The sequence below is a fragment of the Klebsiella sp. GL120222-02 genome (assembly GCF_003097195.1).
In the GTDB taxonomy this organism is placed as follows: Bacteria; Pseudomonadota; Gammaproteobacteria; order Enterobacterales; family Enterobacteriaceae; genus Klebsiella; species Klebsiella variicola.
In genome coordinates this window covers 155598-180522 of record NZ_QEQO01000004.1, presented here as the reverse complement: position 1 = coordinate 180522, position 24925 = coordinate 155598, and the positions used below count along the sequence as shown (strand labels likewise).

26 protein-coding genes are annotated in these 24925 nt (G+C 59.9%); 17 read left to right on the top strand and 9 right to left on the bottom strand.

Annotated elements, in window-relative coordinates; genetic code table 11:
• The first annotated feature begins 1 nt into the window (after position 1).
• Together cyoE and N438_RS14745 are read left to right on the top strand one after the other, a co-directional pair.
• Positions 2-889, top strand: coding sequence for a heme o synthase (gene cyoE, locus N438_RS14750; RefSeq protein ID WP_002891629.1), 888 nt, complete (start codon positions 2-4; stop codon positions 887-889).
• 250 nt (positions 890-1139) lie between these two features.
• Positions 1140-1472, top strand: coding sequence for a hypothetical protein (locus N438_RS14745; RefSeq protein ID WP_004177255.1), 333 nt, complete (start codon positions 1140-1142; stop codon positions 1470-1472).
• 36 nt (positions 1473-1508) lie between these two features.
• Here N438_RS14745 and N438_RS14740 read toward each other — a convergent pair whose 3' ends face one another.
• Positions 1509-2267: an IclR family transcriptional regulator C-terminal domain-containing protein gene (locus N438_RS14740; RefSeq protein ID WP_004177256.1), complete on the bottom strand. Its 759-nt coding sequence runs from the start codon at positions 2265-2267 to the stop codon at positions 1509-1511.
• A 152-nt stretch (positions 2268-2419) separates the two neighbouring features.
• Between N438_RS14740 and N438_RS14735 the strand changes: the two genes are divergently transcribed.
• From N438_RS14735 to N438_RS14700, 8 genes are all read left to right on the top strand, one after another.
• The gene (locus tag N438_RS14735) at positions 2420-3241 is read left to right on the top strand and encodes a shikimate dehydrogenase (RefSeq protein ID WP_012542692.1); all 822 of its coding nucleotides are present in this window, start codon (positions 2420-2422) and stop codon (positions 3239-3241) included.
• Positions 3238-4914 (top strand): FAD-dependent oxidoreductase, encoded by a 1677-nt coding sequence (locus N438_RS14730; RefSeq protein WP_116696353.1) that lies wholly within the window; start codon positions 3238-3240, stop codon positions 4912-4914. Before N438_RS14735 ends, N438_RS14730 begins: the two co-directional genes overlap by 4 nt.
• 13 nt (positions 4915-4927) lie before the next feature.
• Positions 4928-5248 (top strand): NIPSNAP family protein, encoded by a 321-nt coding sequence (locus N438_RS14725; RefSeq protein WP_004204812.1) that lies wholly within the window; start codon positions 4928-4930, stop codon positions 5246-5248.
• A gap of 10 nt (positions 5249-5258) precedes the next feature.
• The gene (locus tag N438_RS14720; protein ID WP_080923715.1) at positions 5259-6950 is read left to right on the top strand and encodes an FAD-dependent oxidoreductase; all 1692 of its coding nucleotides are present in this window, start codon (positions 5259-5261) and stop codon (positions 6948-6950) included.
• A gap of 59 nt (positions 6951-7009) precedes the next feature.
• The gene (locus tag N438_RS14715) at positions 7010-7828 is read left to right on the top strand and encodes a TIM barrel protein (protein WP_008805390.1); all 819 of its coding nucleotides are present in this window, start codon (positions 7010-7012) and stop codon (positions 7826-7828) included.
• A gap of 10 nt (positions 7829-7838) precedes the next feature.
• On the top strand, positions 7839-9203 hold the full coding sequence (locus N438_RS14710; protein WP_012542695.1) for an aromatic acid/H+ symport family MFS transporter: 1365 nt from the start codon (positions 7839-7841) through the stop codon (positions 9201-9203).
• Between the two features lie 329 nt (positions 9204-9532).
• Positions 9533-10711, top strand: a complete 1179-nt coding sequence (locus N438_RS14705; protein WP_008805388.1) for a Gfo/Idh/MocA family oxidoreductase — start codon at positions 9533-9535, stop codon at positions 10709-10711.
• A 159-nt stretch (positions 10712-10870) separates the two neighbouring features.
• A complete protein-coding gene (locus tag N438_RS14700) occupies positions 10871-12235 on the top strand; it encodes an MFS transporter (RefSeq protein ID WP_116696352.1) in 1365 nt (454 codons plus the stop codon).
• A 42-nt stretch (positions 12236-12277) separates the two neighbouring features.
• Here N438_RS14700 and N438_RS14695 read toward each other — a convergent pair whose 3' ends face one another.
• Positions 12278-12769 carry a YajQ family cyclic di-GMP-binding protein gene (locus N438_RS14695; protein ID WP_002891465.1) on the bottom strand — a complete coding sequence of 164 codons (492 nt, stop codon included), beginning with the start codon at positions 12767-12769 and terminating at the stop codon, positions 12278-12280.
• A 217-nt stretch (positions 12770-12986) separates the two neighbouring features.
• Here N438_RS14695 and panE point away from each other — a divergent pair, with 217 nt between their 5' ends.
• Genes panE through N438_RS14680 form a run of 3 tightly spaced genes read left to right on the top strand, consistent with a single transcriptional unit; the run spans position 12987 to position 14981 of the window.
• The gene (gene panE, locus N438_RS14690; RefSeq protein WP_008805385.1) at positions 12987-13898 is read left to right on the top strand and encodes a 2-dehydropantoate 2-reductase; all 912 of its coding nucleotides are present in this window, start codon (positions 12987-12989) and stop codon (positions 13896-13898) included.
• Positions 13861-14454, top strand: coding sequence for a protein deglycase YajL (gene yajL / locus N438_RS14685; RefSeq protein WP_008805384.1), 594 nt, complete (start codon positions 13861-13863; stop codon positions 14452-14454). The genes panE and yajL overlap by 38 nt, the downstream gene beginning before the upstream one ends.
• Before the next feature lie 50 nt (positions 14455-14504).
• Entirely contained in the window at positions 14505-14981 is a 477-nt protein-coding gene (locus tag N438_RS14680) for an SRPBCC family protein (protein WP_022066303.1), read from the top strand.
• 70 nt (positions 14982-15051) lie between these two features.
• On the opposite strand, the gene thiI is transcribed toward N438_RS14680, so the two are convergent.
• A complete protein-coding gene (thiI, locus tag N438_RS14675; RefSeq protein WP_008805382.1) occupies positions 15052-16500 on the bottom strand; it encodes a tRNA uracil 4-sulfurtransferase ThiI in 1449 nt (482 codons plus the stop codon).
• A gap of 181 nt (positions 16501-16681) precedes the next feature.
• Between thiI and xseB the strand changes: the two genes are divergently transcribed.
• The 4 genes from xseB to N438_RS14655 are packed head-to-tail and all read left to right on the top strand — an operon-like array spanning position 16682 to position 20741.
• Positions 16682-16924, top strand: coding sequence for an exodeoxyribonuclease VII small subunit (gene xseB, locus N438_RS14670; protein WP_002891398.1), 243 nt, complete (start codon positions 16682-16684; stop codon positions 16922-16924).
• A gap of 1 nt (position 16925) precedes the next feature.
• Positions 16926-17825, top strand: a complete 900-nt coding sequence (gene ispA, locus N438_RS14665; RefSeq protein WP_008805381.1) for a (2E,6E)-farnesyl diphosphate synthase — start codon at positions 16926-16928, stop codon at positions 17823-17825.
• A gap of 18 nt (positions 17826-17843) precedes the next feature.
• On the top strand, positions 17844-19706 hold the full coding sequence (gene dxs, locus N438_RS14660) for a 1-deoxy-D-xylulose-5-phosphate synthase (protein ID WP_116696351.1): 1863 nt from the start codon (positions 17844-17846) through the stop codon (positions 19704-19706).
• A 60-nt stretch (positions 19707-19766) separates the two neighbouring features.
• On the top strand, positions 19767-20741 hold the full coding sequence (locus N438_RS14655; protein WP_016160373.1) for an aldo/keto reductase: 975 nt from the start codon (positions 19767-19769) through the stop codon (positions 20739-20741).
• Between the two features lie 45 nt (positions 20742-20786).
• Here N438_RS14655 and pgpA read toward each other — a convergent pair whose 3' ends face one another.
• From pgpA to nrdR, 6 genes are all read right to left on the bottom strand, one after another.
• Entirely contained in the window at positions 20787-21290 is a 504-nt protein-coding gene (gene pgpA, locus N438_RS14650) for a phosphatidylglycerophosphatase A (RefSeq protein ID WP_008805378.1), read from the bottom strand.
• Positions 21283-22254, bottom strand: a complete 972-nt coding sequence (gene thiL / locus N438_RS14645; RefSeq protein WP_012542699.1) for a thiamine-phosphate kinase — start codon at positions 22252-22254, stop codon at positions 21283-21285. Before thiL ends, pgpA begins: the two co-directional genes overlap by 8 nt.
• 73 nt (positions 22255-22327) lie before the next feature.
• A complete protein-coding gene (gene nusB / locus N438_RS14640; protein WP_008805376.1) occupies positions 22328-22747 on the bottom strand; it encodes a transcription antitermination factor NusB in 420 nt (139 codons plus the stop codon).
• A 19-nt stretch (positions 22748-22766) separates the two neighbouring features.
• The gene (gene ribE, locus N438_RS14635; protein WP_001021161.1) at positions 22767-23237 is read right to left on the bottom strand and encodes a 6,7-dimethyl-8-ribityllumazine synthase; all 471 of its coding nucleotides are present in this window, start codon (positions 23235-23237) and stop codon (positions 22767-22769) included.
• Positions 23238-23324: 87 nt separating this feature from the next.
• Complete coding sequence (ribD, locus tag N438_RS14630) at positions 23325-24428, bottom strand: bifunctional diaminohydroxyphosphoribosylaminopyrimidine deaminase/5-amino-6-(5-phosphoribosylamino)uracil reductase RibD (RefSeq protein ID WP_016160372.1); 1104 nt, start codon at positions 24426-24428, stop codon at positions 23325-23327.
• Between the two features lie 3 nt (positions 24429-24431).
• On the bottom strand, positions 24432-24881 hold the full coding sequence (gene nrdR / locus N438_RS14625; protein WP_002890417.1) for a transcriptional regulator NrdR: 450 nt from the start codon (positions 24879-24881) through the stop codon (positions 24432-24434).
• Positions 24882-24925 lie beyond the last annotated feature (44 nt).

The following is a 24925-nucleotide window of genomic DNA, read 5'->3' as shown; positions in this document are numbered from 1 at the left end:
TATGTTTAAGCAATACCTGCAAGTAACGAAACCAGGCATTATTTTTGGCAACCTGATCTCCGTGATCGGCGGTTTCCTGTTGGCCTCCAAAGGCCACATCGACTATCCGCTGTTCGTCTGGACGCTCCTTGGAGTATCCCTGGTGGTCGCCTCGGGTTGTGTATTCAACAACTACATCGACCGGGACATCGATCGTAAGATGGAACGGACGAAAAACCGGGTGCTGGTCAAAGGGCTGATCTCGCCAGAAGCTTCGCTGGTGTACGCCACCTTGCTGGGTATTGCTGGCTTCATGCTGCTGTGGTTCGGCGCAAATCCGCTGGCCTGCTGGCTGGGGGTGATGGGGTTCGTGGTTTATGTCGGCGTCTACAGCCTGTACATGAAACGCCACTCCGTCTATGGCACGCTGATTGGCTCACTCTCCGGCGCCGCGCCGCCGGTGATTGGCTACTGCGCGGTCACCGGTGATTTCGACAGCGGTGCGGCGATCCTGCTGGCTATCTTTAGCCTGTGGCAGATGCCTCACTCCTACGCCATCGCGATTTTCCGCTTTAAGGATTATCAGGCGGCGAACATTCCGGTGCTGCCGGTGGTGAAAGGCATTTCGGTCGCCAAAAACCATATTACGCTGTACATCGTTGCCTTTGCCGTGGCGACCCTGATGCTCTCGCTGGGCGGCTACGCCGGGTATAAATACCTGGTCGTGGCGGCAGCGGTCAGCGTCTGGTGGCTGGGCATGGCGCTGCGTGGCTATAAAGTGGCCGATGATAAAGTCTGGGCGCGTAAGCTGTTCGTCTTTTCCATCGTCGCCATCACCGCGCTGTCCGTGATGATGTCCGTTGACTTTATGGTGCCGGATTCACATAGCCTGCTGGCTTACGTGAGATAATCTCCCACTCCAGTGCGATATAAAGCCCCGTTTTTACGGGGCTTTTTCTTTTCTGCTTCCTCACCGCTTTCTTTCTCATTTCATACTCCCCTCCCCTCTTCCGGCCGTTTACGCTGCTCTCCTGCCAAAAAATGAGGAAAAAATGAGCTAATACACAGCGGACCTGACTCGCGCTGTGCACGACAGCAGTGCTACCTTTTGCACCGGGTTTACCCACCCATTTGGAAAATCATTACTACAAGGAATTGCAATGAAAGAGTTAACACTAAACGAAATGGAGTACATCTCCGGTGGCTTTAACCTGTTCGGCGCGGCCAGCGGCTTCGCCAGCTTTGTTGCCAACTCGGGCGTCGGCTTCACCTCTTTTGTTCTCACCTCCGGCAGCGCGTTTGCCTCCTTCGTCGGCGACAGCGCGATGGCGTTTGGTTCCTTCCTGACCGGGCAGTCAAACTGGGAAACCTTTGTGACCACTGGTAGCGAAAACTGGGGAAACTTTGTCCTCACCGCTGGCAAAAACTGGAACATCTTCGTAGATAACGCCGCCAGCAACTGGAACAGCTTCCTGAACAACGCGTCGGCGTAAGCAACATCTTTGAGGGCAGCGCATCTGCTGCCCTGTTTAGCTCACCAGCATCGCCTGCGCGCTGTAGAGCAGATCGAGATGGTCGTGACATAACGCTTCCAGCGATGTGCGCGATTGATGGCTGGTCAGACTCAGCGCGCCCCACCAGGTTCCTTCCCTGTCAGTTAACGGCACCGCCAGCACCAGCATGCCAATCTCAAACTCCTGTTCAATGGTGGCATAACCCTGGCGCCGCACCTGGGCGATTTTCTCCATCAGCAACGCGACGTCGGTCACCGTATAGGGCGTGCGTTGTTCCCGGGTAATACGCTGCAGAACCGCCTCGCACTCAGCTTCCGGCAGCGAAGCCAGCCATAACCGTCCCCCGGCGGTACAGAAGATGGGCACCCGCTCCCCAAGCCGAACCGACGTGGAGTTAAACGGCGTATGCCGGCTGCGGGCGATATAGACCAGCTCATCTTCATCCACCACCCCTACCGAGGCGTGCTCCTCGGTCCGGCTGGCGATGTATTCGACAATCGGCCGCACCATGCGGGGAAACTGCGCCGAATCGACGTAGGCCTGACCAAGCCGCAGCGTCTTCGGGGTAAGCCAGTAATAACGCCCATCGGTTTGCAGATAGCGCTCATGCAGCAGCGTCAGCAGAAAACGCCGCGCGGCGCTTTGCGTCAGGCCGCTCATTTTCGCCGCCTGGGCGACGGTGAGTTTTGGGCAGGTTTTGGAAAAAAGCTGGATTAACGCCAGCCCTTTTTGTAAACCGACGATCAGATCGCGTGGATGAATAGTGTTTTGCATATTCGCTCACATTTTTGCAACATCATTATCGATTTCCTGCGATTATCGCAGCGATCGTGCGATTAACAACCGACATGTCCGAATTCTGCGTTGTCGCTCCCAGCTTCCACTGAAATACTTTCACAACATTCATTTAACAAATGAGGTTTGAAATGGTCAGTGGAACTACCCAGGTTGTCGCCGTGATTGGTCATCCGATCGCCCAGGTCAAATCACCGGATAACTTCAACCGCTACTTTGCTGAACAGCACATGGACAGCGTCATGATCCCGGTGGATATCGCCCCGGACGCGGTAGTCGACTACCTCAACGCTCTGCGTGGCTGGCAGAACATGACCGGCGTGCTGGTGACGGTGCCGCATAAGCAGCGCGCCGCCGCGCTGGTCGACGAGCTCACCCCCCGCGCCCGCCGACTCAACGCCATCAATGTGATCCGCAAATTGGCGGATGGCCGTTTGCAGGGCGATATGCTGGACGGCGTCGGCTTTCAGCTCGCCGCCGAGGCGCAGGGTTTTCAGCCGGCAGGTAAGCAGGCGCTGCTCTCCGGCTGCGGCGGCGTCGGCAGCGCCATCGCCTGGGGACTGTGCGAGGCGGGGATCCGTCAGCTGGCCCTGCACGATCAAAACCCGACCACCCGGCAACGCCTGCATGACCTTCTGGCTGAGGCCTTCCCGGCGGTACAACTGAGCGCGCTGCCGGACACCCTTCACGGCGTCGATCTATTGGTTAATGGCTCGCCGGCCGGCATGGCCGGATTTGATGAGCTGCCCCTGCCGCAGGCGCTGCTGGATACGCTCGACAGCGCCACCCACGTGGCTGATGTTGTCACCGCCCCGGTGATGACGCCGTTGCTCACTTTCGCCGCCGCCCGCGGCTGCCGGGTGCAGACCGGGCCGGAAATGGCGCTGGCGCAGATGACGCTGATGGGCCAGTTTATCGGCGCCATCCCGCCGGCGCAGGGAGCGGCAGCATGAAGAGCTGGGATGTGATCGTCATCGGCAGCGGCGCCGCTGGCTTTGCCGCCGCGGTCACCGCCAGCTGCAAAGGGCTGTCGGTGCTGATGCTGGAGAAAGCCGGCCAGTTCGGCGGCACCTCGGCTATCTCCGGTGGCGCCGTGTGGCTGCACGATACCGATCAGGCGCGTGCGGCGGGTAAAAGCGGCAGCGCCGAGGCGATGAAAACCTACCTGCGGACCATTATCGGCGAGAGCCAGTACCGTGAAGATCTCGCCGAAGCGTTTGTTAGCGCCGGGCGTGAGGCGCTGGCCTTTCTCGAGCGCGAGGGGGCGGTGAAATATAGCCTGCGCCCGCTCTCCCCTGATTACTATCCGGATGAACCCGGCGCGGTCGACGTCGGTCGTGCGCTGGAGGTGGTGGAGTATGACGGTCGTGAACTGGGGGACGCGTTTCGCGACCTGCGTTCACCGCCGCCGGGGATGTTGCTGTTTGGTGGGATGATGGTCAACCGCGTCGACATTCAACATTTTCTCGACATGCGGCGCTCGCTACGCTCCCTGGCCCATTGCACCCGGCTGCTGCTGCGCTACGCCCGCGACCGGGTGAAGTACCCTCGCGGCACCCGCCTGGCGATGGGCAATGCGCTGATTGCCCGCATGGCGACAACGGCGCTGCGTAAAGGCATGAACCTGCGGCTGAATGTCAATGTTCTGGCGCTGTGCGAAGCGCAAGGCGCGGTCCACGGGGTGGAGATTGAGTATCAGGGGCAAAGAGAGACGCTGCACGCCCGCCGCGGGGTGGTGCTGGCCGCAGGCGGCTTTGCCGCGGGCGCGCTGGCGGCGCGCTATCGGCCACACACCCGCGAACACTTCACCATGTCGCCGCCGGCCAACGATGGCGCCGCGCTGCATCTCGCGGCGGCGCTTAACGCTCGCGAGGGAGCCGATCAGGCCTCCAACTTTTTCTGGGCGCCAGTATCGGTGCTGACCCGGGCCGACGGCAGCGAGGAGCACTTCCCCCATCTGGTAACCGACCGGGCCAAACCGGGCGTGATTGCCGTCAATCAGCGGGCGGTACGCTTCGTCAACGAGTCTAACTCCTATCACCATTTCGCCAGCGCGATGCAGCGCGCTACGGAAAATGCCCCCTGCTTTTTACTCTGCGACGCCCAGGCGATGAAGCGTTACGGCCTCGGGCTGGCACGCCCGGCGCCGGTCAATAATGACGCCCTGATCGCCGCCGGCTATCTGTACAAAGCCGACACCCTGGAGACGCTGGCGCAACAGCTTGGTCTGGATGCCCAAACGCTGAGCGAGACGGTTGCCCGCTACAACCGCGACGCCGCGCAGGGCGTGGATCGGGAATTTGCTAAAGGCGGCAACAGCTATAACCGGGCGATGGGCGATCCGGGTCATCAGCCTGACGCCTGTAACGCCCCCCTGCTCAGCGCGCCGTTCTATGCCATCAAACTCTATACCGGCGATCTGGGAACGTCGCGGGGCCTGGTCACCACCGCCGATGCACAGGTCGTCAACGTGGAAGGAAAACCCATCGCGGGGCTGTACGCGGTGGGAAATGACATGGATTCGCTGATGGCCGGCACCTACCCGGGTCCCGGCATCACCCTCGGCCCGGGGCTGACGTTTGGCTACCTCGCCGCCTGCCATCTGGCACAACACTCCCCCCACTAATCAGGAAAACATCATGATCTACGAAAAACGCACGTACACCATCAATCCGTTGAAAATGGCCGACTGGCTGGCGCTGTACCAAAGCGATGCCCTGGCGGTGCAGACCGACCATCTCGGCAAACTGATCGGTTTCTTTTTTACCGAGATCGGCGTGGTCAATCAGGTGGTGCACATCTGGGCTTATGAAAGCCTGGACGATCGCCTGGTGCGCCGCGCGCGAATGGCGCAGGACGAACGCTGGCAGACCTTTTCGCGGAAAAATCGCGAACTGGCCGCCGTTGAACGCCTGGAGTCGGTGCTGATGCGCCCCACCGCTTTTTCACCATTGCAGTAAGGAGTCCATCATGAGCAGGCCTGTGAAGGTGGATGTGCTGGTGGTCGGCTCCGGCGCGGCGGGACTCTCTGCCGCGGTCACCGCGGCCATGCACGGCGCCAGCGTCATGGTGGCGGAGAAAGCGTCAGTGCTCGGCGGGACCAGCGCCTGGTCCGGCGGCTGGCTGTGGATCCCCCGCAACCCGCTGGCGCGGGCGGAGGGTATCGACGAAGCGGCCGACGCCCCGCTGACCTATCTGCAGCATGAGATGGGGGGCGAAGCCGCCGACGTTCGCCTGCAGACCTTCCTGCGCCACGGGCCGGAGATGGTGGATTTTTTTCATCACAGGACGGCAGTGCAGTTTCTCTCAGGCAGTGCCATGCCGGACTTTCACGCGTCGCCGGGTGCGGCGAGCGGTGGGCGGTCGGTCACCGCTCAGCCCTACGATGGCCGTCAGCTCGGCGACTGGCTCCACCGACTGCGTCCGCCGCTGGAGACCATCAGCCTTGCCGGGATGGGCATCGCCGGCGGCGCGGATATGGCGCATTTTTTCAATGCCACCCGCTCGCCGCGCTCCGCGCTGTATGCCGTCCGCCGCCTGCTGCGCCACGGCTGGCAGCGGCTGCGCGCCGGACGAGGGCAGCATCTGGTCAATGGCAATGCGCTGGTCGCCCGTCTGCTGCGATCCGCCCTCGACGCCGGAGTGCGCTTTCAGCTCAATGCCCCGGTGGTCCGGCTGCTGCAGGGTCCGCAGGGTGTGTCCGGCGCGGTGCTGCGCAGCGACAGCGGGGAAATTCACGTCGAAGCAGGGGCCGTGGTGCTGGCCTGCGGCGGTTTTCCCCACGATCGGCAGCGGCTGGCGCAGGTGGTGCCCCACGCGGCGGAGGGTTACGGCCATTTTTCCGCCGCACCGCCGGACAATCAGGGCGAGGGGATCAGGCTTGGCGAATCCGTCGGCGGCCAGTTCGACACCCGCCTGCGCCACCCGCTGGCCTGGGCGCCGGTGTCCCGCGTCACCCTGGCCAGCGGTCAGCAGCTGATGTTTCCCCACCTGGTGGAGCGCGCCAAGCCCGGGGTGATCGCTGTCCTGCCCAACGGCAAACGCTTTGTTAACGAGGCCGACTCTTATCATGACTTTATCGCCGCCCTGCTGGCGGCCACACCCGCGGGCGACACGCCGCAGGCCTGGCTGCTGGCCGATCGTCGCGCGCTGCGTCGCTACGGCCTGGGCCATGCCAGACCGCTCCCCTTCACCCCCACCGCCTGGCTGCGTACCGGTTATCTGCAGCGGGGAAACACGCTGGGGGAGCTGGCGAAGCAGTGCGCCATCGACGCCAATGCGCTGGCGGAAACCGTTGAACGCTTTAACCACTTCGCCAGCACTGGCGAAGACGTCGATTTTCACCGCGGGGCATCAGCCTATAACCGCGCTCAGGGTGACCATCAGGTGACGCTCGGACCGCTGCGCGAAGGGCCGTTTTACGCGGTGCGCATTCTGCCCGGCTCGCTGGGCACCTTCAGCGGACTGCAAACCGACGAACACGCCCGGGTGCTGGATGGACAGCAGCAGCCGATACCGGGCCTGTTCGCCATCGGCAACGACATGTCGAGCGTGATGCGCGGCTATTACCCCAGCGGAGGGATAACCCTCGGACCCGCCATGACCTTCGGCTATCTGGTGGGCAAAAATCTGGCGGCAAACGTAATAAAAACAAAGCAATAAACGACCAGGGACGGCAATACCCATAACTATCTTCACCTGCAACTGTACCGGAGCCCTTTATGAACATGCGTACCCTATCGCTCGCCGCGCTGACCCTGCTCGATGTCCCTCCTCCCGAACAGGTGCGGATAGCGGCCAGAACCGGTTTTACCCACGTTGGTCTGCGGCTGCTTCCCGCCACACCGGCCGACCCGGACTACGACATGCTGGGCGATACCCCCGCCGTCCGCGCGACGCTGTCTGCGCTGATGGAAACCGGCATCCGCGTCTCAGACGTGGAGATCGTCCGCCTGACCCCCGGGTTTACTCTCGACGATCGGCTGCAGCGGTTTATGGAGACTGCGGCGCGTCTTGGCGCCGGACAGGTGTTAGTCGCCGGCAATGATGACAACCTTCAGCGCAGCGCCGACAACCTGGCTATCCTCGCCGCGGCCGGTCGCCCCTATGGGCTGACCATGAACCTTGAGCCGATGCCCTGGACCCAACTGCGCACTATCGCCGATGCGCAGGCGATGATCGCCGCCAGCGGGCGGGAGGATATCGGCATCCTGGTGGACGCCCTTCATTTCTGGCGCGCGGGAGAATCGCTCGCCGCCCTCTCCAGCCTGCCCGCGCATCATCTCAACTATATGCAGCTCTGCGATGGCGCGGCGCAGAGGCCGGAGAGCGAACAGGAACTCATCCGCCAGGCCCGCTCGGCGCGCAACGTGCCAGGGGAAGGCGGTCTGGATCTGCACGGTCTAATGTCGGCCCTGCCGGCAACGCTGCCGGTCTCCCTCGAAGTGCCGCTCGACGGCGAGCAGGGCGCCTTGCCGCCGCTCCAGCGGGCGCAATTACTGTTCAATGCCGCGCAGCCCTACCTGCGCTCCTGCGCATAAGGAATACGCTATGACACAGACTCAACGCCTGGATGTCAGAGAGTTAATAAACCGTAACCCGCTGAGCCGCTTTCAAAAGCAGATCATTTTTCTCGGTTTTTGCGTTATCGCTCTCGATGGTTTTGATATCGCGATCATGGGGTTTATCGCCCCGACGCTAAAGCTGGAATGGGGGGTAAGCAACCACCAGCTAGGCGTGGTGATCAGCGCCGCGCTGATCGGCCTCGCGCTGGGCGCGATTTTCTCTGGCCCGCTCGCCGACTGGCTGGGGCGCAAGAAAATCATTATCAATAGCGTCTTTTTCTTCGGCTTCTGGACCATCGCCACCGCCTTCTCGCACAACATTGAACAGATGATGTTTTTCCGCTTTATGACCGGCCTGGGGTTGGGCGCCGCGATGCCGAACATCGGGACGCTGGTGTCGGAGTACGCTCCGGAACGCCAGCGTTCATTTATTATTACCGTCATCTTTTGCGGCTTCACCTTCGGCGCGGCGGCAGGAGGATTCTCAGCATCGTGGCTGATCCCGCAGTTTGGCTGGCACTCGCTGATGGCGCTCGGCGGCATTCTGCCGCTGCTGTTTGCCCCGCTGCTTATCTGGCTGCTGCCGGAGTCGGTTCGTTTTCTGGTGATCAAACAAGCGCCCGCCGCACGCATTCGCGCCATTCTTAACCGTCTCTATCCCGGACAAATCAGCGACAACGTGACGTTTACCCTGCCGGCGCAGCCGGCGGCCGGCAACGCGATGCGCATTGTGCTCTCCCGCCAGTACGGCTTCGGCTCACTGATGCTATGGCTGGTCTACTTTATGGGGCTGTTCCTGGTCTATATCCTCGGTAGCTGGCTGCCAACGCTGGTTAAAGCGGTGGGAATGACCGTTAGCCAGGCGGCCATCATGACAGCGATCTACCAGGCGGGCGGCACCCTCGGCTCGCTGTTTGCCGGCTGGCTGATGGACAGGATCAACCCTCATCGCGCGCTGGGGATGATCTACGCCGTTGGCGGCCTGTTCACCATGGCGATGGGCTACGCCGCGGGCAGCTTTGCCTTGCTCTGTATGCTGGCGTTTATCAGCGGCGCCTGTCTGAACGGCGCGAATACCGGTATGAACGCCCTCTCCGCCCGCTACTATCCTACGCAGGCGCGGGCGACGGGATCCAGCTGGATGCATGGCGTCGGGCGCATCGGCGCCATTCTTAGCGCCTTTGCCGGTGCCGAGATGATGGCGCTCAACCTGCCCTTTGAAAGCGTCTTTTTGATCCTCGGTATCCCGGCAGCCCTCACCGTCGCAGGTCTGGCGGCGAAAGGCATCTTTGCGGCCGGTAATCCTCCCGCCGCTTCACCTTCCCCCGCGTCTGTGCGCGGAGCGTCATAGCGGCATCGGCTCCCCGGTGCAATCTGCGGATTGCACCGGCTCAGCGGCTAAAAAGAAAATTTATTTCATATTTGGTCGGAACGAAAAACACCCGCAAGAATCTGCTCTGTTCCGGGAGGCGATAAGCCCTCGCTCATCTTTTCAACGCAGCCCAAAAGAAACTTTCGCTAATTCGATCCCCCTCGCATATATGGAAAATAAATTCCACAACACAATTGAAACAGAACAAACATTTCCTTAAGTTAAGGTCAGTCTATCCGGATGCGCGTTGCCGCAGGCGTCGGCATTGAGCGCCTCAGAGTGCGAATGATTTCAAAAAGGAGAGCACCATGTTAAACGGCCTGAAACCCTTATCCCGCTCCCTGCGTTGGGGCATGGTCGGCGGCGGGGGAACCAGTCAAATCGGCTACAGCCACCGCTGTGCGGCGCTGCGTGACAATGTTTATACCCTGCTGGCCGGCGCGCTTGACGTCGATGCCGAGCGCGGACGCGCGTTCGGCGAGCAACTGGGCATCGCGCCGGAGCGCTGCTACGCCGACTACCAGACCCTGTTTCGTGAAGAGGCGCAGCGCCCTGACGGCATCGAGGTCGTCTCGGTCACCACCCCGAACAATACCCATTTCGCCATCACCAAAGCGGCGCTGGAAGCGGGCCTCCACGTCATCTGTGAAAAGCCCCTCTGCTTTAGCGCCGAAGAAGCACGCGAGCTGGTGGACCTGAGCAAAAAACAGAACAAAATCGTCGGCGTCACCTACGGCTATGCCGGCTATCAGATGATCCAGCAGGCGCGGCAGATGATTGCCGATGGACTGCTCGGCGAGATCCGCATCGTCAATATGCAGTTCGCCCACGGCTTTCATAACCAGGCCGTCGAGCTGCAGGCTGAATCCACCCGCTGGCGCGTGACGCCGAAGTTTGCCGGGCCCAGCTATGTGTTGGGCGATCTGGCCACCCATCCGCTGTTTGTCGCCGAAACCATGGCGCCGCAGCTCAATATCAAACGGCTGATGTGCTCCCGCCAGAGCTTTGTCCCCTCCCGCGCGCCGCTGGAAGATAACGCCTTTGTCCTGATGGAATATGACAACGGCGCGGTTGGCTCGATGTGGACCAGCGCGGTCAACAGCGGCGCCATGCACTCGCAAAAAGTGCGTATCGTCGGCGAAAAAGCGAGTATCGAATGGTGGGATGAGCATCCTAACCAGCTCAGCTATGAGGTGCAGGGCGAGCCGGCGCGCATTCTGGAGCGCGGGATGCCCTACCTGTCGCCGAACGCGCTGGCGGATGACCGCATCGGCGGCGGCCATCCGGAAGGGCTATTCGAAGCCTGGGCCAACCTCTATCGCCGCTATGCGCAGGCGATTGACGCCACGGACCGTGACGATCGCGCTTTCCTGCAAGACTTCTGGTATCCGGACGTTGAAGCCGGGCTGCACGGCGTCTATTGGGTCGAACAGTGCGTCAAATCGGCTGACGCTGGCAGCCAGTGGGTTGACTTTACTTTACCTTAATTTTTCCCCTCGCCAGTGGAGTCCCCCTCCACTGGTTTATTGATTTTTACCAACTTGTCTCATCGCGCAACAGCCCCGTAATATCTGTTAAACAAACATTTATTTACGCTTCTTACCCCCCGCCGCTACACTAGGCGCAGTTTTTATATTGAGGTGGTAATGAACGATAACAAAATGACGCCAGGGGAACTGCGCGCGACCTGGGGTTTGGGGACGGTATTCTCCCTGCGCATGCTTGGCATGTTTATGGTCCTGCCGGTTCTGACCACGTATGGCATGGCGTTGCAGGGCGCCAGTGAAGCGCTGATTGGCCTGGCGATCGGTATCTACGGCCTGGCGCAGGCGATTTTCCAAATCCCCTTCGGACTGTTATCTGACCGTATTGGCCGTAAGCCGCTGATCGTCGGCGGCCTGCTCATCTTTGTACTCGGCAGCGTCATCGCCGCGTTCACCGACTCTATCTGGGGCATCATTCTTGGCCGCGCCCTGCAGGGCTCCGGCGCTATCGCCGCCGCGGTCATGGCTTTGCTATCCGATCTCACTCGCGAACAGAACCGCACCAAAGCGATGGCCTTTATCGGCGTCAGCTTTGGCGTCACCTTCGCCATCGCCATGGTGCTGGGGCCGATTGTCACCCACCAGCTGGGTCTGCACGCGCTGTTCTGGATGATCGCCATTCTGGCGACCATCGGCATCCTGCTCACCCTGTGGGTGGTGCCCAACAGCCATAACCACGTGCTCAACCGCGAATCCGGGATGGTGAAGGGCTGCTTTAGCAAAGTACTGGTGGAACCACGCCTACTGAAGCTCAACTTTGGCATCATGTGCCTGCACATCATGCTGATGTCGACCTTTGTCGCGCTGCCCGGCCAACTGGAGGCTGCTGGCTTTCCGGCCGCCGAGCACTGGAAGATTTACCTGGTCACCATGGTTATCTCGTTCATCTCGGTGGTGCCGTTTATCATCTATGCCGAAGTGAAGCGCAAAATGAAGCGCGTCTTCCTGCTCTGCGTCGCCATCCTGCTGATTGCGGAAATTGTCCTCTGGGGCGCTGGAGGCTACTTCTGGGAGCTGGTGGCGGGCGTCCAGCTCTTCTTCCTGGCGTTTAACCTGCTGGAAGCGCTGCTGCCATCGTTAATTAGCAAGGAATCGCCGGCGGGCTATAAAGGCACCGCAATGGGCGTCTACTCCACCAGCCAGTTCCTCGGCGTGGCGATTGGCGGCGCGCTTGGCGGCTGGGTCGATGGTTTCTTTGATTCGCAAACCGTGTTCTTGCTGGGCGCCCTGCTGGCAATGCTGTGGCTGCTGGTGGCCAGTACCATGAGCGAGCCGCCGTACGTCAGCAGCCTGCGGGTGGAGGTGCCGGATGGCGTGGTGGTCGACAGCGCGCTACAGACGCGTCTGCTGAACGCCAACGGGGTTCATCAGGCGCTGGTGGTGCCTGAGGAGCGCTCGGTGTATATCAAAATCGACAGCAAGGTCACCAACCGCTTCGAGATCGAGCAGCTCATCAAAGGGGTATAAAAAAAGCGGGGAATTCCCCGCTTTTTGCTGTCTGCCGCCGCGTTAGTCGCGGAAGTTTTTGAACTGGAACGGCTGCCCCAGATCGCCGCCGCGCACCAGCGCCATCACCGACTGCAGATCGTCGCGGGACTTACCGGTCACGCGGATCTCTTCGCCCTGAATCTGCGCCTGCACTTTCAGCTTGCTGTCTTTGATCAGTTTGACGATCTTCTTCTGCACCGCGCTTTCAATGCCCTGCTTCAGCTTCGCTTCAACAAACCAGGTTTTACCGCTGTGCACGATATCTTCCGGCACGTCGAGGGAGGTACCTTCAATGCCGCGCTTAAGCAGCTTAGCGCGCAGGATATCCAGCAGCTGGTTCACCTGGAAGTCAGACTCACTCAGCACCTTAATGGTTTTGTTGGCGTCGTTTAATTCAAAAGTGGCTTCAACGCCACGAAAATCAAAACGCGACTCGACTTCGCGGCTCGCGTTGTCCACCGCGTTACGGGCTTCCTGAAGATCAACTTCAGAGACAATATCGAAAGATGGCATCTTTTCCTCTCCTTCCGTTTCTTTTGCGTTGCATAATACCTGCAACGCGGCATAACTCAACTTGTTATCCCGGAAGCTTAGCTGATTACGCAACGCTCGCGCTATTTCCCCGTGCTGCCCGACGACGCCGAATCCCCCTTTCCGTCCGACAATCCGAAAAGCGACGAGATAGACTTTAGCCATCAGCGCCTGGGGTAGCGGCAGATGAGGAGGAACAATGAAAGTAACCGTACTGGGATGCGGTGCACTGGGACAACTATGGCTGACCGCGTTGTGCAAACAGGGACATGAAGTCCAGGGCTGGCTACGCGTACCGCAGCCATTCTGTAGCGTCAATGTCATTGAAACCGACGGCTCGGTGTTCAACGAATCACTGACGGCCAACGACCCCGATTTTCTCGCCAGCAGCGAGCTGCTGATCGTCACCTTAAAGGCCTGGCAGGTGTCGAATGCGGTGAAGCACCTGGCCGGGATCCTGCCGGTCACTACGCCAATTGTGCTGGTGCATAACGGCATGGGCACCGTCGAGGAGCTGCGCGGCGTGAAACAGCCTTTGCTGCTGGCCTCCACCACCCAGGCAGCGCGTCGCGACGGGAATGTGATCATCCACGTCGCCCAGGGCACCACCCATATCGGTCCGGCGAAAAGCTACGAGGAGGACTACAGCTATCTCGCGGAAGTCCTGCAAAGCGTACTGCCGGATGTCGCCTGGCACAACCATATCTACTCGGCCACCTGGCGCAAGCTGGCGGTAAACTGCGTCATTAATCCTCTGACCGCCCTCAAAGGATGTAAAAACGGCGATCTGCGCCACTATCCGCAGGAGGTTGCCGCCATTTGCCAGGAAGTGGCGGCGGTGATGGAGCGCGAAGGTATTCATACCTCGGCGGAAAACCTGCTATTTTATGTCGAACAGGTGATTGAAAGTACGGCAGAAAATATCTCATCCATGCTGCAGGACATCCGCGCCCAGCGGCACACGGAGATCGACTATATCACCGGTTTTCTGCTCAACCGCGCCCGCGCCCACGGCGTTGCCGTACCGGAAAACGCCCGCTTATTTGAATTGATCAAGCGTAAGGAGAATGAATATGAGCGCGTCGGCACTGATTTGCCTCGCCCCTGGTAGCGAAGAGACCGAAGCGGTCACCACTATCGATCTGCTGGTCCGCGGCGGAGTGAAGGTAACCACCGCCAGCGTCGCCAGCGACGGCGGCCTGACCATCGTCTGCTCGCGCGGCGTCAAACTGCTGGCGGATGCGCCGCTGGTCGAGGTGGCCGATGGTGATTTCGATATCATCGTCCTCCCGGGCGGCATCAAGGGCGCAGAGTGCTTCCGCGACAGCCCGCTGTTGGTGGAAACCGTCCGACAGTTCCACCTCTCAGGCCGCATTGTGGCCGCCATCTGCGCCGCCCCGGCGACCGTGCTGGTGCCCCATCAGCTGTTCCCAATCGGTAACATGACCGGTTTTCCGGCGCTGAAGGAACATATCCCCGCCGATCAGTGGCAGGATAAACGGGTGGTCTGGGATCCACGGGTGAATCTGTTAACCAGCCAGGGACCGGGGACATCGATTGATTTCGCCCTGAAAATGATTGACCTGTTGGTGGGTCGCGAGAAAGCGTATGAGGTCGCCTCGCAGCTGGTAATGGCCGCCGGCATCTATAATTACTACGAAGCCTGATAGCCGGTCCGCGCCGCGGACTGGCTCCCCTTTTCCTGAGGAGTCGTAGCATGTCCCGTAGCGCATCCGATTCTCGCGATCTTGTCATCAGCCGCCTGCTCAGCGCGCCAGCCTCTGCCCTGTGGCGCGCGTGGGCCGACCCGGCATTACTCAAAACCTGGTGGTGCCCGAAGCCCTGGTCTACTGAGGTGCTGGCCTTTGATTTTCGCTCTGGCGGGGCTTTTCATACCGTGATGCACGGCCCTGACGGTGAACGCAGCGATAATCCCGGCTGTTTTCTTGCGGTCATCCCGCAACAAAAAATCGTCATGACCTCGATGCTGACGGCGGATTATCGTCCTGCCGTGTCCCCTTTTGCCATGACGGCCATCATCACCTTTGCCGACGAAAAAGACGGATGTCGCTATACGGCCACGGTGCTGCATGCGGATGATGAAACTCGCGAGCAGCATGAGCAGATGGGATTTTTTGAGGGCTGGAATATCGTCATCGATCAGCTGAATGACCTGGCGATGACCCTGCGCTAATGCGCTGGCCCGGGGATGACAAAAAGGCCTTCCATCGGGGAAGGCCTTTTTCAATATGGATGGCAACCCGTTACGGGCGATACACTTTCACGTTGCTGAAGCCCTGCTCGCGCAGATAGAGCGCCTGCAGACGGCTCATCACCCCGCGCTCGCACCACAGCAGCCAGGTTTTGCTCTGATCGAGATCGCCAAATTTGGTGCTCAGCTTGTAGAACGGCAGCGAAACGACTTCAACGCCCTCGACCTTCAGCGGCTTGTCTTCCTGCTCGTCAATGGAGCGGATGTCGAGGATCGCGTCGTTAGCGCCAAAGCCGGTCACGGTTTCCACTTCAACCACGGCGGCTTCCGTCTGCTGGGCAATATCGCGAATGTCGATATTGCTCGCCTCTTCCACCACTTTATCGAGGATGCTGAAATCGAAGTGTTCTTCTTCCGCTTCAATCTTCGCCTTCACCGCCTTCACGGTCGGGCTCTTCGAGATCACGCCGCAGTATTCCGGCATGGTGCGGGCGAAATCTTCCGTGCCGATCTCACGCGCCAGGTCGATGATGTGCTCTTTATCGTGCGAAATCAGCGGGCGCAGGATCAGAGTATCGGAGACGTTGTCGATCAGGCGCAGGTTAGTGAGGGTCTGACTGGAAACCTGGCCCAGCGCTTCGCCGGTGACCAGCGCCTGCACGCCGTAGCGTTCCGCGACTTTTGACGCGGCGCGGACCATCATGCGCTTGAGCACGACACCCATCTGACCGTCGTCCACTTTTTCAAGGATTTCGCCGACCACGGGCTCAAAGTTAATCGCCACAAAGCGAACGCGGTGCGAACTGCCGAAGCGGTTCCACAGGTAATGCGCGACCTGGCGAACGCCAATCTCATGGGCGGCGCCGCCAAGGTTAAAGAAGCAGTAGTGCACGCGGCAGCCGCGGCGCATCAGCATATAGCTGGATACGCCGGAGTCAAAGCCGCCGGAGATCAGCGACAGCACATCTTCCTGGGTGCCGATCGGGAAGCCGCCGATGCCTTCATAGCGGCCTTTCACCAGCAGCAGGCGATCGTTTTCAATCTCGAGATTGACGGTGACGTCCGGGTCGGTCAGCTTCACGCGCGCCGTTTCAATATGCTGATTCAGACCGCCGCCGACGTAGCGTTCCACCTCAATTGAGGTGAATTCATGTTTGCCGCGACGCTTCACACGCACGCAGAAGGTTTTGCCTTCCAGCGCCTCGCGCCACAGCGGCAGCGTCTTTTCAAAAATATCGTGCAGCGAGGTGAACGGTACGTCTTCGACTTCCAGAATATGGTGGATGCCGGGGATACGGGTCAGCGCATCGCGAATAGCCGGGCGCTGATTTTCATCTTTCGCGCGAACTTCGATATGATCCCAATGACGGACGACGGCCAGCGTCTCGTCATAGTTTTTGAGAACGTTACGAATGTTCCCGGTTAAGATTTTAATGAAGCGCAACCGCACAGATTGGCTTTTGATGGTGATTTCCGGGAACAATTTAATGATAAACTTCATGGCGACAATAGTTCGTTGGCAAGCCCGACGGGGCTATAAGCAAAAGTTGTAAAGCAGCGCACACCGGTGCCTGCATCCTGGGCGCGGAGTATATCACCATTGCGCGTTATTTGCTTACACGCGTGACTTCGTTACCATACCCGGTATTGCCGTCGCGACATAACAAGAGTCTACATTCACTATGCCAAAGAAAAATGAGGCCCCGGCCAGCTTTGAAACTGCTCTGGGCGAACTGGAGCAGATCGTTAACCGTCTGGAAAGCGGCGATTTGCCGTTAGAGGAAGCGCTAAGCGAATTTGAGCGCGGCGTACAGCTGGCGCGCCAGGGGCAAAGTCAGCTGCAGAAGGCCGAACAGCGCGTGCAGATCCTGCTGGCGGATAGTGAAGATTCCCCGACCACGCCTTTTACGCCGGACGCTGAATAAAATGGATTTCCCGCAACAATTGCAGGCCTGTGTGGAACAGGCTAATGGGGCATTGCGCCGTTTTATCGCGCCGCAGCCCTTTCAGAACACTCCGCTGGTGGAAGCGATGCATTATGGCGCACTCTTAGGCGGTAAACGCCTGCGCCCCTTCCTTGTCTATGCCACCGGCGCGATGTTCGGCGTCAGCCGCACCACGCTCGATGCCCCCGCCGCGGCGGTCGAATGTATTCATGCTTATTCCCTGATGCATGATGATTTGCCGGCGATGGATGATGACGATCTGCGTCGCGGACTGCCGACCTGTCATATTAAATTTGGCGAAGCCAACGCAATTCTTGCGGGAGATGCCCTGCAAACGCTGGCGTTCTCTATACTGAGTGATGCGCCGATGGCCGACGTCTCTGATCGGGACCGGCTGGCGATGGTCTCCGAACTGGCGCAGGCCAGCGGCGTGGCGGGTATGTGCGGCGGCCAGGCGCTGGATCTGGAGGCGGAAGGACAGCAGGTGGATCTGCAGGCGCTGGAGCGTATCCATCGCCACAAAACGGGGGCGTTGATCCGCGCCGCCGTCCGGATGGGGGCGCTGAGCGCCGGCGAACGCGGCCGCGCTGCCCTGCCCGCGCTGGATCGCTATGCGGAAAATATCGGTCTTGCCTTCCAGGTCCAGGATGACATTCTCGACGTGGTAGGGGATACTGCGACCCTTGGCAAACGTCAGGGTGCCGACCAGCAATTGGGTAAAAGCACCTATCCCGCCCTCCTGGGTCTTGAGCAAGCCCGGAAGAAAGCGCACGACCTGATCGCTGATGCCCGCCGGTCGTTAGATGAGCTGGCCGCACAATCTCTGGATACTTCGGCACTGGAAGCGCTCGCGAATTACATTATTCAGCGCGATAAATAAACAATAAATGAGTCTCTGATGAGTTTTGATATTGCCAAATACCCGACCCTGGCGCTGGTAGATTCCACCCAGGAGTTGCGCCTGTTGCCAAAAGAGAGCCTGCCGAAGCTGTGTGATGAGCTGCGGCGCTATCTGCTGGACAGCGTCAGCCGCTCCAGCGGTCACTTTGCCTCTGGCCTCGGCACGGTGGAACTGACCGTGGCGCTGCACTACGTGTATAACACGCCGTTCGATCGCCTGATCTGGGACGTCGGCCATCAGGCCTACCCGCATAAAATTCTGACCGGCCGCCGGGACAAAATCGGCACCATTCGCCAGAAAGGCGGCCTGCATCCCTTCCCGTGGCGCGGTGAAAGCGAGTATGACGTGCTGAGCGTCGGCCACTCCTCGACCTCCATTTCAGCCGGTATCGGGGTGGCTATCGCCGCCGCGAAAGAGGATAAGCAGCGGCGCGCAGTGTGCGTGATTGGCGACGGGGCGATCACCGCCGGCATGGCGTTTGAAGCGATGAACCACGCCGGGGATATCAAACCCGACCTGCTGGTGGTGCTGAATGACAATGAAATGTCGATTTCCGAGAACGTTGGCGCGCTGAACAATCATCTGGCGCAGCTGCTCTCCGGCAAGCTCTACTCCACCCTGCGCGAAGGGGGTAAAAAGGTCTTCTCCGGGGTGCCGCCGATTAAAGAGCTGCTTAAACGAACCGAAGAACATATCAAAGGGATGGTGGTGCCGGGCACGCTGTTTGAAGAGCTGGGCTTTAACTACATCGGGCCGGTCGATGGCCACGATGTGCTCGGTCTGGTCAGCACGCTGAAGAACATGCGCGACCTGAAAGGCCCGCAGTTCCTGCATATTATGACCAAAAAGGGCCGCGGCTATGAGCCTGCCGAGAAAGACCCGATCACCTTCCATGCGGTGCCAAAATTCGACCATACCAGCGGCGTACTGCCCAAAAGCAGCGGCGGTCTCCCTTCCTACTCGAAAATCTTCGGCGACTGGCTGTGCGAAACGGCGGCCAAAGACAGCAAGCTGATGGCGATCACGCCGGCGATGCGCGAAGGTTCAGGGATGGTGGAGTTTTCGAAGAAATTCCCCGATCAGTACTTTGACGTCGCCATTGCCGAGCAGCATGCGGTCACCTTCGCCGCCGGGCTGGCGATTGGCGACTACAAGCCGGTGGTGGCGATCTACTCCACCTTCCTGCAGCGAGCCTACGATCAGGTGATCCACGATGTGGCTATCCAGAAGCTGCCGGTGCTGTTTGCTATCGACCGCGCCGGGATTGTCGGTGCAGACGGCCAGACGCATCAGGGAGCGTTCGATCTCTCCTTCCTGCGCTGTATTCCGGATATGGTGGTGATGACCCCGAGCGATGAAAATGAATGTCGCCAGATGCTGCATACCGGCTACCATTACAGCGACGGCCCCTGCGCCGTGCGCTATCCGCGCGGTAGCGGCACCGGCGCGACGCTCGAGCCGCTGGCATCGCTGCCGATCGGCAAAGGGATGGTGAAACGTCAGGGCGAGAAAATAGCGATCCTCAACTTTGGCACCCTGCTGCCGGAAGCCGCGGCGGTAGCGGATAAACTCAACGCGACCCTCGTGGATATGCGCTTTGTGAAGCCGCTGGATACGGCGCTGATCCTGCAGCTGGCCGGCGAACACGACGCGCTGGTGACGCTGGAAGAGAACGCCATCATAGGCGGCGCCGGCAGCGGCGTGAACGAAGTGCTGATGGCCCATCGCCGGGCGGTACCGGTGCTCAATATTGGCCTGCCGGATTATTTTATTCCTCAGGGCACTCAGGAAGAGATCCGCGCCGACCTCGGCCTTGATGCCGCCGGTATTGAAGCCAAAATCCGCGACTGGCTGGCATAATTGCCCCTTCCGCTCCTGCTATGCTTAAGGGATACCCTTGATGAATAGCAGGAGCGCACTATGCACTATATCCCCCTCGGTGATACTGCCTTACGGGTTTCCCGACTCTGCCTCGGCTGCATGACCTTCGGCGAGCCGGACCGCGGCAGACACGCCTGGACGCTTCCGGAAGAGAGCAGCCGCCCGCTTATCCAGCACGCTATTGAAGGCGGCATCAACTTCTTCGATACCGCAAACAGCTACTCCGACGGCAGCAGTGAAGAGATCGTTGGCCGCGCCCTGCGCGACTTTGCCCGCCGTGATGAGGTGGTTGTCGCCACCAAAGTGTATCACCAGGTCGGCGATCTGGCGGAAGGGCTTTCCCGGGCGCAGATCCTGCGCTCCATCGACGACAGCCTGCGCCGTCTTGGGATGGACTATGTCGACCTGCTGCAGATCCACCGCTGGGACTATACCACCCCGATTGAAGAGACCCTCGAAGCGCTGGACGAGGTGGTGAAAGCCGGCAAAGCGCGCTATATCGGCGCCTCGTCCATGCATGCCCGACAATTTGCCCAGGCGCTGGCGCTCCAGCAGCAGAACGGCTGGGCGCGCTTTGTCACCATGCAGGATCACTACAATCTGATTTACCGGGAAGAAGAGAATGAGATGCTGCCACTGTGTCAGCACAACGGCGTGGCGGTGATCCCGTGGAGCCCGCTGGCGCGCGGCAGACTGACCCGCCCCTGGGGAGAGACCACCGCCCGGCTGGTTTCGGATGAGTTCGGCAAAACGCTTTACAGCACCAGCGAAGAAAACGACGCGCAGATCGCCGGGAATCTCGCGGACGTGGCGGAAGAACTCGACGCCAGCCGCGCCCAGGTCGCCCTCGCCTGGCTGTTAAGTAAACCTGGCGTTGCCGCGCCGATTATCGGTCCATCGCGTCAGGAACAGCTCGACGACCTGCTGCAGGCGGTGGATTTGACGCTTTCTCCGGAACAGATCGACAAGCTGGAGGCGCCGTATCAGCCGCATCCGGTGGTGGGATTTAAGTAACAGGTGTGGTTTCCCCGGCAGCATGATGCTACCGGGGAGAGACGATTAAAGCAGACCGATGGGCCAGTGATGGCCAATGACATACAGCACGCCGGCCGAGATCACGCCGGCGACGATATCGTCGACCATAATCCCCATTCCGCCGTGGATATTGCGGTCAAACCAGCGAATCGGCCACGGCTTCCACATATCGAAGATACGGAAAATCACGAAGCCAGCGGCCACCCACTGCCAGTCCAGGGTCGGCAACGCCATCAGGGTGATCCACATCCCGACAAACTCATCCCAGACTATACTGCCGTGGTCATGGGTGCCCATATCTTTGGCCGTGCGATGGCACAGATAGACGCCAATACAGATGCTCATCATCACCACCAGCGAGTAGAGCTGCCAGGGGAGAAAGGTCATCAGATACCAGAACGGGATCGCCGCCAGCGACCCCATCGTCCCCGGTACCACCGGGCTTAAGCCGCTGCCAAAGCCAGTCGCCAGCAGATGCCACGGGTTACGCATGCTCAGGCGGCGTAACGCCTCGTCTCGACTACGCAAAGTGATCGTATCCCTTTAAATCAAGCGCGACCGGCTTACCATCGCGGATAAATTGCAGCCCTTCGCTCTCCGGCGCAATCTGTCCGATACAGGTAAAACGCGCGCCAAGATGGCCAAGAGCCACGTCCAGCGCCCCGCGGTTCAGCTCCGGTACGGTAAAGCACAGTTCGTAATCTTCCCCGCCGGCGAGCGCCCAGCGCAGCGCCTGCTCGGGCTCCACCTGGCGCAGTATCGCGTCGGAATACGGCATGGCATCGAGATCGATGCGCGCGCCGCAGCCGCTGGCTTTAAGAATATGGCCCAGATCGGAGATCAGGCCGTCGGAAAGATCGATAGCCGATGTCGCCAGGTCACGCAGCGCCTGACCCTGCAGCACGCGCGGCATCGGGCGCAGATGACGAGCCAGCAGGTAGTCGGCGTCAGACGGTTCATCCACCGTCAGCCGGTTCTGCAGCACCGCCAGGCCGGCGGCGCTGTCTCCCGGGGTGCCGGTGACATAGATCCAGTCTCCTGGCTTCGCGCCAGCGCGTTTCATGGCGCGCCCTGGCGGCACAAAGCCGTGAATACCCAGCGTCATGGCGAGCGGGCCACGGGTGGTATCACCGCCAATCAGCTGCATATCGTAATAGTCCAGCTGGACAAACAGGCTGTCGCTAAAGGCTTCCAGCCAGGTTTCATCCACCTCTGGCAAAGTCAGCGCCAGCGTGAGCCACGCCGGTTCCGCGCCCATCGCCGCGAGGTCGCTCAGGTTCACCGCCAGCGCTTTATAAGCGAGGTCGGCAGGGTCGATATCGGGTAAGAAGTGATTGCCCGCCACCAGGGTGTCGGTGCTGATTGCCAGCGTTTTTTTCTCGGGGATATTCAGGAGCGCGCAGTCATCGCCGATGCCGGTTTCAACATCAAGGCGGGCGCTTTTAACGCGATCAAAATAACGGGCAATCAGGGAAAATTCGCCGCATGCCATACGTTATGCCTCAGCAAAGAAAAAAATAAGGCCGGGTTCGCGGGATCAGATCCTGCAAAGCCCGGCCTGGCGTTTACTTTTTGCGGGGACGAATTACCGGAGCCGCTTTGTCCAGCACGCCGTTGACGAACTTATGGCTATCTTCAGCGCCGAAGGTTTTCGCCAGTTCGATAGCTTCATTGATGGCCACTTTATACGGGACGTCGTCACGTTTGGACAGCTCAAACAGCGCGATACGCAGCACCGCTTTTTCCACCTGGCCCAGCTCTTCCAGCTGACGGGACAGGTAGGGCTTCATCAGGCCGTCGAGGTACGCGCTGTTAGTCGCCACTCCGGACAGCAGTTCACGGAAATACAGAACATCTACATCTTTTACGTCCTGTTCCGCCAGGAACTGGTATTCGACATCAGCGATGTCGTTGTGGGACAACTGCCAGGAGTAGAGCGCCTGGACGGCACACTCACGGGCGCGGCGACGAGCAGCAGGTTTCACGGAATTCCCCTTACAAAAATCAGGCCTTGATGGCTTTCAATACGTTAATCATTTCCAGCGCGGTCAGCGCAGCTTCTGCGCCTTTGTTACCGGCTTTGGTGCCAGCGCGCTCGATGGCTTGTTCAATACTTTCAGTGGTCAGAACACCAAAGGCTACCGGGATTTCGCTGTCCTGAGCGACATGCGCCAGGCCATTGCTGGCACCGCCAGCCACATATTCAAAGTGGGCAGTACCGCCGCGGATCACCGTACCCAGCGCGATCACCGCGTCATATTTACCGGTTTTCGCCAGTGCGCCAGCCGCCAGCGGCAGCTCATACGCGCCTGGAACCCAAACAACGGTGATGTTTTCATCTTTTACCTGACCAATGCGTTTCAGGGCGTCAATCGCACCTTCCAGCAGGCTGTCATTGATAAAGTTGTTGAAACGCGCAATGGTGATGGCGACGCGAGCGTCCGGGGTAGCAACGTTAGCTTCAATAATGTTCATACTCTTCCTTCGGGTTCATGTGCCCCGCAAGGGGGGCGGATTTTATCATATTATTCTGAGCGCTGCTTCCTAATAATCAGGAAAGCCTCACGCAGTGGTTAAATGCAGGCAGACATCCGGGCCAACCTGACGTATCTCATTGAATTTGAAATGGGGTGCCTGGCTCAGTTCTTCAAGCCCCGGCAGCGCGCATAATCCACGCGCCGCATTGCCTAACAGTTTAGGCGCAATATAGACGATAAGCTCGTCGACAAGGCCAGCCTGCAGCAGCGCCCCGGCAAGCGTCGCTCCCGCCTCCACCCAGACGCTGTTCACCTGCTGTTTGCCAAGCAGCATCATCAGCAACACCAGATCGAGATGGCCGTTATGTTCCGGCACCAGCAGCGTACGAACGCTTTCCGGCCACTGGCGCTCATCCGCACGCAGGCGGGCAAACAGCGTTTCTCCTGCCTGCTGCACAATACGGTGCTCAGGCGTGACGCGGTTCTGACTGTCGATGACGACGCGCAGCGGTTGGCGCAAATTCTCTTCGGGATACAGCGCCTGAGTATCCGCGCTCAGCTCCTGCCAGCGCACGGTCAGCGCAGGATCGTCCGCCAGCACGGTGGCGCTGCTGGTGAGGATGGCATGACTTTGGGCGCGCAGACGCTGCACGTCGCGTCGCGCCTGCGGGGAGGTGATCCACTGGCTTTCACCGCTGGCCATCGCCGTGCGGCCGTCCAGCGAGGCGCCCAGCTTCAGCTGCACCCAGGGAAAACCGGTGCGCATCCGCTTCAGGAAGCCCTTATTCAGCGCTTCCGCTTCGTTCATCATCAGCCCGTGGCTGACGTCAATACCGGCCTGCTGCAGACGATACAGACCGCGCCCCGCCACCTGCGGGTTTGGGTCTTGCATCGCAGCGACCACGCGGCTAACGCCGGCGGCGATCAGCGCATCGCAGCACGGCGGCGTACGGCCATGGTGGCTGCAGGGCTCAAGGGTGACGTAGGCGGTGGCGCCCTGCGCCTTTTCGCCGGCCATGCGGAGCGCGTGCACTTCGGCGTGCGGCTCACCGGCGCGATAGTGAAAGCCCTCGCCGACGATCTCGCCGTCTTTCACAATGACGCAGCCAACGTTAGGGTTAGGATGGGTGGTAAAGCGTCCGCGCGCGGCAAGCTTCAGCGCTCGCGCCATGTACATTTCGTCCTGCATGGCTTAGTCCTGTAAGCGGGCGATCTCTTCGCCGAATTCTTTGATGTCTTCAAAGCTGCGATAGACCGACGCAAAGCGAATATAGGCGACTTTATCCAGCTTTTTCAGCTGTTCCATCACCAGATTGCCAATCATTTTGCTGGCCACTTCGCGCTCGCCGGTGCCGCGCAGATGGGTTTTGATATGGTTGACCGCCATTTCCACGTCATCGGCGCTAACCGGACGTTTCTCCAGCGCTTTCAGCATCCCGCTGCGCAGCTTGTCTTCGTTGAAGGGTTCACGCACATCGTTACTCTTCACCACCCGGGGCATCACCAGCTCCGCCACTTCGAAGGTGGTAAAGCGTTCATTACAGACCAGGCACTGCCGACGGCGACGCACGGAAGAGCCTTCCCCCACCAGACGAGAGTCGATCACTTTGGTATCCACGGCGAAACAGAAAGGGCAATGCATAGCGCGTCCTGACAGGTAGTTAAACTGAAGGGTAGTTTACCGCG